The 8,601-nt window shown below is 65.5% G+C and carries 5 protein-coding genes and 2 pseudogenes; 4 read left to right on the plus strand and 3 right to left on the minus strand.

What is annotated here, in order from left to right:
* Positions 1-491 (plus strand): Ig-like domain-containing protein (locus tag ACFV6V_RS26385; protein ID WP_385569578.1); only part of this gene is annotated, 491 nt, incomplete at its 5' end.
* Positions 492-766: 275 nt separating this feature from the next.
* On the opposite strand, the pseudogene ACFV6V_RS26390 reads toward ACFV6V_RS26385, so the two are convergent.
* Positions 767-920, minus strand: a pseudogene (locus tag ACFV6V_RS26390) (IS5/IS1182 family transposase); the annotation flags it as partial.
* 14 nt (positions 921-934) lie between these two features.
* Here ACFV6V_RS26390 and ACFV6V_RS26395 point away from each other — a divergent pair.
* The 3 genes from ACFV6V_RS26395 (at position 935) to ACFV6V_RS26405 (ending at position 2,608) form a co-directional block, all read left to right on the plus strand.
* Entirely contained in the window at positions 935-1,300 is a 366-nt protein-coding gene (locus ACFV6V_RS26395; RefSeq protein ID WP_385569580.1) for a DUF4440 domain-containing protein, read from the plus strand.
* A gap of 434 nt (positions 1,301-1,734) precedes the next feature.
* Positions 1,735-2,247, plus strand: coding sequence for a dirigent protein (locus tag ACFV6V_RS26400; RefSeq protein ID WP_385569582.1), 513 nt, complete (start codon positions 1,735-1,737; stop codon positions 2,245-2,247).
* Between the two features lie 190 nt (positions 2,248-2,437).
* Positions 2,438-2,608 carry a hydrophobic protein gene (locus tag ACFV6V_RS26405; protein ID WP_385569585.1) on the plus strand — a complete coding sequence of 57 codons (171 nt, stop codon included), beginning with the start codon at positions 2,438-2,440 and terminating at the stop codon, positions 2,606-2,608.
* A 3,206-nt stretch (positions 2,609-5,814) separates the two neighbouring features.
* Here ACFV6V_RS26405 and ACFV6V_RS26410 read toward each other — a convergent pair.
* Together ACFV6V_RS26410 and ACFV6V_RS26415 are read right to left on the minus strand one after the other, a co-directional pair.
* A pseudogene (locus ACFV6V_RS26410) lies at positions 5,815-5,889 on the minus strand (oxidoreductase); the annotation flags it as partial.
* A gap of 213 nt (positions 5,890-6,102) precedes the next feature.
* A complete protein-coding gene (locus ACFV6V_RS26415) occupies positions 6,103-6,351 on the minus strand; it encodes an SCO4226 family nickel-binding protein (RefSeq protein ID WP_385569588.1) in 249 nt (82 codons plus the stop codon).
* Positions 6,352-8,601 lie beyond the last annotated feature (2,250 nt).

Genomic DNA, 8,601 nt, shown 5'->3' on the forward strand with positions numbered 1-8,601 from the left:
GCTGCGCCCCTGCTGTCGCCCTGAGCGATGGGCCGCACACCGTCCTGCCCCGAGCCACCGACCAATTCGGCCGCAGCACCGACGGCACACCGATCACCATCACGATCAACACCGCCCCGGTGATCACCAGCCCCCAGGACGGTGACACGATCAGGAACTGCCCCGAGCCGCGGAGTACCGATGGGAAGGGACGCGGCGGTTGCCGGCTGACCTTCACCGGCACAGGCGAGACGGGCAGGACCGTCACCGTCCTGGAAGGCCAACGGACCATCTGCACTTCCATCGTGGACGCATCCGGAAACTGGAACTGCTCCGGACGCGTCGCCAAGGCCGGCGGCGTGCATACCTTCGTCGCCGTCTCCACCGATCCGACCGGCGCCACCACCACGAGCGACCCGGTGACCGTCACCATCGAACTACGCCACCGCCCCCACAAAGGACGTCCCCACAAAGGATGGCCCCACAGGCCGCACGGAGCGGCCACCCCGTAGAGCATCTCCAGCCGTCTCCGCCGTGAGCTTGCCGGCCTTCAGCGCACCGAAGGTGGGCTTGGGGTAGTTGCGGCTCGGCTCGCTCGCCCGAATTCCTTCTCCGTGAGTGGGTCCCGGTCCGCGTGGACCCGTACCTGCAAGCCGACGCCGTTGGTTGGGGGGTCGACATGGTTCCGGAACCTGTTCATGGTTGATGCCATGGCTACGACGTGCAGCGGTTGAGGGCCGTACCCCGCGCTGGGGTGCGGCCCTCGGCACATGTGCTTACGACGCAGCAGGACGCCCCCCGCGGTGGTGGCGCTTCGTTCGTAGCGAGTGCGGAGCCGTTTGAACTGGTGCAGCCAGGCGAAGGTGCGCCTCACCCAGTCCGAAGCCGTGGGCGACGCCGCGTCGGGTGAACAATTCGCTGTGTCTTGGGGAGAGTGCCTTCGTAGGGTTCCACCATGGCGGATGAGAGCGAGCGGGCTGTGCAAGCGGCCATCGAAGGGGAGACTCGGCTTCTCGATCCCGAGGTGCGCGCTTCCCCGGCCCGTGTCCTGGAACTTCTGGATCCGGAGTTCACCGAGATCGGGGCTTCTGGACGCCAGTGGGACGTGGAGTCGATCCTCACGGTGACGAGCGGCGGCTCGGTTTCCCCGGAGTCTCCGGTCAAGGTCAGCGAAATGTCTGGAGTCGTCCTTGCCCCGGGCGTCGTCCATCTGACGTACTTCGCCGACAACCAGGGACGTCAGACATGGCGGAGCTCTCTGTGGCGTCTGACGCAGACGGGCTGGCGGTTGTATTTCCACCAGGGCACTGTGACCAGCTGAGATCTCCCTGGTGGCGGCACTGCCAGGACCAGGAGTCCGTGAGGCGGCCCGACGGGACCCCCCGTCGGGCCGTCTGAGCGTGGCGGGCGGGCGGATGCCATCGAGGGTTGTGTGCCGTCAGATCGGTGGTCGGGGAGGCGTTATGCGCAGGAGAGGCAGAATCGGGAGCTCGCCCTTTGAGTCGCTTCGCAGCCGAGAGCCGGTTTGAAGTATTGAGGGCAGGCGCCGAGCGTCTCGCTTGGGTTGTAGGAGTAGCTGAAGCCGAGGGCTTGCGGCGCGGCCAGTAGCGGCAAGACGGCGCCCCGTGAGTTCCCGTCACCTGGATGCGTGCCTGGGGCGGCTGGGGCTCGTCGCTCAACGGATGCTGACCGGGAAGCGGGCCCCGTTCTGTGACACAGGGTCACATGCCCGCGCTTCACCCCAGAAGACGCATCATGCGCCACATCAAACGTCTTGGTCTGAGTGCGGTCACCGGCCTGGCCGCTGCTCTCTGCTGCGCTTCCGTGGCCGCGGCAGCCACACCGAGTCCCGACACCAGCCGCCCCAAGCCGTCGAACGATAAGACGAAGGTGTTCAATCTGACGACGGTGGTGACCGCGGCCAACTTCATTGATGTGGACCCCACTGGAAGCAGTCAAGGGGACGAGCTTGTCGCCACCGGCACCGTCTTTCGGTCCGGTTCTGAGGTAGGACGGTACGACGAGGTCTGCACGGTGACGCGCGTCGAGTCCAGCGGAGGGTTCACCTTCCAGTGCCAGGTCACCCTCACACTGCCCGACGGGCAGCTCACCGTGCAGGGAGTGTTCCCCATCACCGAGTCCGGCGCAGGTGAAATCACCCTGGCGATCACGGGAGGCACCGGGAAGTACCGCACGGCCAAGGGCTACGTAGAGGCCGTCAACACCAGTGACACCGTGAGTGAGGTCGAGGTGCATCTCATCCGCTGACGGCAAGCTGCCGAAAACCGACCTTCCGGCTGTTCAAGCAGTCCTGCGGCTGGACCAACCCCGCTGGGAGCCCGAACCCGAGCTGTGTTTGGGTATCTACTCTGCCCCAGCTTTCCCTTCATAAACAAGGCACAACTGGGGATTGGTTGAGAGTTGGCCGGGCAAACGGGTGCTCAGGAGGTTGATATCAATGGTTCCCCTGCTTCTCGTTCTGCTTCTCGCGGTCATTCTTTTCGGCGCTGGCTTCGCCGTCGAGGTTCTGTGGTGGGTCGCGCTCGCCGTCCTCGTGCTGTGGCTGCTCGGCTTCGTCATGCGCTCCACCCCCGCCGGCGGGAGCCGCGGTCGCTGGTACCGGTGGTGAGCTGAGCCGGCGCACACACCATTGCAGGGCCCGACCATGGCGGTCGGGCCCTGCGTATGTTCCTGACGGCGAGGCGCTGGCTGCATCGGATCGGGCGAAGACATCCAAAAGGTCAACGGGGGTAGGTGTGCGACAACCGGGGGCGGGGCGGGCACGCGCGAAGGAACCGGCGCACCTCCCTGCCGCACCCCGCTCCCGGCCTCATCCGAAGACGACGCCACGAGGGAGCCTTGAACGCGGCTGGCCGTAACGCTCTCTCCGGCTGCACCTACCGTCGTGCGAGGCGCCGCGAGTTCGTGGCCTGGCCGCTCCGGCCCGAGAAGCTGGTCCTGGTGGAGTCGGCTTCAGGATTCTTTCCGTGGCGTGGGCAACTCGGGAGACGTCCTGAACAGTGGCAGGGATCCGGTGAGTTCCAGGATCCTTCGGCCTTGGCGTCGGCGATCACCAGGTCGCGGGCGTACATGCAGCCCTCATCCTGCGGTATGCACGTGTCCCGGCGCTGGATGTATGCGACCCGGGAGCCCTTGGGTGAGAGGACCCCGTCCTCTGCGGCCTGGGAGAACGTGGTGGTGACGGAGCCCGTCGCCGGGTCCAGCGCGACCGTGGCGGGCGTCCCCGCAGAGTAGTCCGTGGCGGTGATACGGCCCGCCTCCACCGTCCCCCCCGCTGGCGGTCCCCGCCAGCGGCAGGCTGGTCGCAACCGCGAGCCCGACGGTCAACGCAGCATGTGTGAAGCGCACGTGCGCTCCTTGACGTATAACGACTCATCCGCCTCACCACATAGGACACATTCTTACGTCCCAGAATCAGGAAGGCTTTTTCGCGTTTCCGTCTCGCCGACCGCCGATCCCAAGCGAAACGGCGAGGTCAGATGCTCCGTAAGGCTGATTGCTGAACCCAGTCGCCCGCTCACGGTGCGGCTCACCGCGCGCGCTGCTTGATCCACCCCATGGAGTGCCCTCCACTGTTTCAAGCGAACAGCCCGTCCTTGAGAAAAGACGTGAAGGCCTGGGCTGTCGCCGCTCGGATCACCGATCCCTAAAAGTCAGGAATGTGATGCGTCCTCACTCCCGGTTCGGGCCCCTTCCCCGTCGTTCGAGGAGGTTGGCCGCCGGCCTCATGGCCTCGATGGCATTGGTGTCCTCTGGTGTGCTCACTCCATCGCTGGCGAATGCTCTACCCCAGCGGACATCGACAGTGCCAGGCCATCCCGTGGCATCTCCCGGCGACCGCTGTGCCCCCCTCGACAGCGGCGAATATCCCTGGCTTGCGCAGGGCGGCTGGGCCAAGTGCAAGGGAGCGACCGGGCCTACTGGCCCCACCGGACCCACAGGGCCGACCGGCGACACGGGACCCACAGGGCCGACCGGCGACACGGGACCCACAGGGCCGACCGGCGACACAGGACCAACAGGATCCACAGGGCCCACAGGTGCTACGGGCACAGGGCCTACAGGTGCCACCGGCGCCGGTGGCACCTTGACCACAACGCTCGCTGTAGGAGGCCTGGTAAACGTCCCTCCCGGCGCTACTACTGGTCAGATTGTGACGTGTCCCGCTGGCACTTTCGTCGTAGGTGGCGGCCCCGATATCACCCCCACGCCGGGCTTTGTGCCAACGGTCGTCGAATCTCACCCACTCGCGGGTGAGAGGTGGTCCACAGCGGTCCGTAATGACGGAACGAGTGCCGGCTCCTTCCAAACCACCGCTGTATGCGCGACGTTGACGTGAAAAGAGAGCGTTGCGTCCGGTTCGGTTGATGGGTGCGGGGCTCAGTGAGCCTCTTTCACCCTGGCCTGTCTGCTGGATAGTTGATCTGAAAGGTTACGTCCCAGAATCAGGAAGGCTTTTTCGCGTTTCCGTCTCGCCGACCGCCGATCCCAAGCGAAACGGCGAGGTCAGATGCTCCGTAAGGCTGATTGCTGAACCCAGTCGCCCGCTCACGGTGCGGCTCACCGCGCGCGCTGCTTGATCCACCCCATGGAGTGCCCTCCACTGTTTCAAGCGAACAGCCCGTCCTTGAGAAAAGACGTGAAGGCCTGGGCTGTCGCCGCTCGGATCACCGATCCCTAAAAGTCAGGAATGTGATGCGTCCTCACTCCCGGTTCGGGCCCCTTCCCCGTCGTTCGAGGAGGTTGGCCGCCGGCCTCATGGCCTCGATGGCATTGGTGTCCTCTGGTGTGCTCACTCCATCGCTGGCGAATGCTCTACCCCAGCGGACATCGACAGTGCCAGGCCATCCCGTGGCATCTCCCGGCGACCGCTGTGCCCCCCTCGACAGCGGCGAATATCCCTGGCTTGCGCAGGGCGGCTGGGACAAGTGCAAGGGAGCGACCGGGCCTGCTGGCCCCACGGGACCCACAGGGCCGACGGGCGACACGGGACCCACAGGGCCGACGGGCGACACAGGACCAACAGGATCCACAGGGCCCACAGGTGCTACGGGCCCAACAGGGCCCACAGGTGCCACCGGCGCCGACACCTTGACCACAACGCTCGCTGTAGGAAGCCCGGTAAACGTCCCTCCCGGCGCTACTGTCAGTCAGACCGTGACGTGCCCCGCAGGCACCTTCGTCATGGGTGGCGGCCCAAATACTGGCCCCGTGGCGGGCAGCCTGCCAACGGTCGTCGAATCTACGGCGGATACGCCTCAAAGCTGGCTTGCACAGGTCCGTAATGACGGAACGAGTACCTTCTCCTTCCAAACCATCGCTGTATGCGCGATGGTCACGTAAAAGAGCGTTCTGTCTGGCCGCGGTAGTCGGGTTCGGGGGCTCGGCGTCGCGGCAGTTCGCCTGAGCCGGTGCCGCCTCCGGCCACAACCGATTTCCCCTCAGGTGGTCGGCCTCTCTTGGCCGATGCGTGGAGGGCCTCGGTGCCAGATACTCGCCTACTGTCGAGGGGCGCACGTCCTGACGGCCCGTCGGATTCTTCGGCGGGCCGTTTCGGCTCTTCCGGGTTGCTGATGGCCATGGTGATGGGCGAGGCCTTCACGGGCCTTGACCCCGGATCCGGGACACCCGAGGCACGTGGATCTCGAGCCGAACTCCGCGAGGGGGGCGAGCGCGTCAACCGCAAGCGGATCGCCGCGTGATGCGGAGCATCCGCCTGGCGGGCGTTCCGACTGCGCCGCACGCACCGCACCACGATCGCGGACCCGGCCGCAGCGAAGGCCTGTGGACCTGATCGGCCGCGACTCTGGGGGGCGTGTGGACGTCCATCGCGATGCTGATCTGACTGTGCCCGAGGATCTCCATCCGGCTGAGGGGCGCGACCCCGGCCCCACACGCCGGCCCCACCATGGGGCGAGCCTCGAAGATCGGGGCCGATATCGTTATTACGGGCAGGCGAGGAGTCAGCCCGATTCGCGCTTCGCGGCCAGCGTACGAGCCCCCATCTCTCGCCCCATGCAAGCTCCCGCCCAAAGCTGCTACGCCGACCTAGTGGGCGTGAGCCCGAGCCTCGCCTGTGGTTCTCCTCGAGTGGGACTTTACTTACACGGTCAGGGGGACCGGGTGAATCTCGTCGGGCCGATGACCAGTGCGTTCGTGGATTCGTTGGACCGCTTCGGCCGAGGGGGCGTCGGAGAGGCAGTAGACCGTGCCCGACTCCGGATCCGCCCAGGCCTTCTCGAAGTGGACGCCTTCCTCCTTCTCGATAGCGAGGTCCGCGCTGTGGGCCTCCCGCAATTGGTCGGCCGTGATGCCCTTCATCCCGTGGTGAACGTCCATGAACTGGGGCATGGTCGCGCCTCCTTCAACTGTCGCGCCCCGGCGTTCCGAAATTGCCGAGTCCGCACACCAGCTCCCCTCATCTCCATCCTGCGCCCATACGGCAGTGACGGCGAGCGCGCGGGGCCCGACCAGCAGATTCACCAGCACTGCGGCGAGGAAATTTGTCCGATTGGACATTTCCAGCAGGCCGCACTCGTCGATCCGGTCGAGGACCGCTTCGTGCAGACGCACGTCGTCCAGGACACCCAACGCGAGGCGATCAGCCACGTGGACCGGCTGCTCAAGAGGCGGCCCGGTCGTGAGTGAGCGCCTGCGTTGATGTCAGAAGTAGATGTCGAAGGCCCCGGGCCATGATCGGTCCGGGGCCTTCTGGCTGTGCCCCCGGCAGGATTCGAACCTGCGACACCCGCTTTAGGAGCGAGGTGGGGCGAGTTGGGCGCTGGCCTGCGGGTCGCAGTGTCCGGCGGAAGCTGGGCACGCTTCCCGCCAGCCGCCGCAGTTCCCCGTGACTCTCCGCCCGATCTGGCACGGTTGTGGCACGGACTGATCCCCTCGATGCGACCTACCGGTGGGGCGGTCGCTGAGGTCTGATGTGGTGGTCAGCCATGCATTTGGGACTCGTGACGGTCAGCTCCGCCGAATTCCACTGACCCGGACGCTCCGCCACACCGCGCCATAAAGGAGATCGCCTTGGACTGGTAGACCCCCACCAGCCGTGAGTGGGGGTTCCATGCAAGCGCACCAACACCAGTGGGCTAGACGCTTTGGCGTGTGCAGTTGCTCACGGGAAAAGCGTATGGAGGGTGTAATTGGTCTTTACTGGGGAGTACAGCCAGCAATCCCCGTATCCACGCGCTGTGTGCGAGATCCTAGCCGGCAGCATGGAGCTCCTCGGCCAGGGAATGGGGGTAGTGTAGCAATCCGCTTTACCCCCCGACGCGCCGATGCTGGCGTAGTAGTCGACGGAGTACCAACCCCACCCCCACACGACTTTCTTCCATTTCCCAGCTTCCAACGTGCCCGTGATTACCGGGTTTGCCGCCGTTGACGGACTTGACTTCACAGACGGACGCTCGGACGAAATGACTGACTGCCCGCCTGTCGAGTCAGCTGATGCTGCACTCGGCAATAGCGCCGCCGTGCAAGCGAACACCAGGGCGACAGCACACCTGCCGATTCTATTTCGGATTGCCATATTCACCTCTCTGGCTATACGACATGCATCCGCGAACTAGGCCAGTTAAGTGGCAAGTTCGGGAGCAAACGAGCCATCGTAGCCGTTTGCCCTGAAATAGGATTACCACGGTTTCCATCTCCTGAGAAGATGCTTTAGATGATGTAACGTTTAACCGGAGGGCATCGCAGGGCGGGTCAGGCGATTGTGAGGCTATGGGTAATGGTTGAACACACCGTGATGGCACAGCGCATCGTTAATCTGAGCCCGCTCGGCTCTGTAAGTTCGGCGCGCCGACTCACCGTTCCCGCTTTCGTGAGCGGAGTCGGTTGTGGCCTGGTGCCGACCACGCGGGCGGTGGAGCGGCTTTGGCCGGTGTCCTGCCTGGTTTGGGGCCGGGCATGATCAGGGGGCCTTACGCTGGCCCGCGAAATCGGGCAGCCCTTGGCCTGCCCGCTGTTGTGCCCGATTGGCCCCCTGGTCTTGTTCGGCGTGGGTCCCGGACCAGGGAGGTGGCTAAAGCCGTGGAGCCGTCCGTCCCCAGCCCCGGCCTGGTCTTTCGCCCCTTTGTGGGCGCGGGTGGGTGACGGACGTGCGGCCCCGGTGGCGAAGACATGGAGGGGGTAAGCGCGGACGGCGCCCGCCCGGCGCCGCCGCGCTTGCGCGGTACCTCAGATCTTTGATCTGACTGCTACCGCAGTTCAGGAGGCCGGGAACACAGACGCCCCAGTGTCTACGTGTGCTGCTTCGCCCGCGGCCTGCCTCATCCTGTCTCGTGGACCTGGTGCTGCGGCTGGCCTGTTGGGGGCCAATCGGGCGCGGCTGTGGGCAGGTCAGGAGGGGTGTCCGTGTTCGCGTGCTCGGTGTTCTGGCGGCCGGGTTGGCGATGATCTGATGCACCGGGAGCGCTGCCTGGTCCAGTTGGCCGGGCAGCGCGCGCAGCGCGCCTTGAAACCGTAGAGAAGGTTTCTACTCACTCGCTATCCGGCTTGCTGTCCGATCCCGGGTGATGCTTGACAGTTCGATCCCAACTGATGGTTGACAGTGGCCGTGATCGGCTTTTCTGTGCGCGTCGTTGCAGCGCG

Origin of the sequence: Streptomyces sp. NPDC059828 (assembly GCF_042731955.1) — a bacterium.
In the GTDB taxonomy this organism is placed as follows: Bacteria; Actinomycetota; Actinomycetes; order Streptomycetales; family Streptomycetaceae; genus Streptomyces.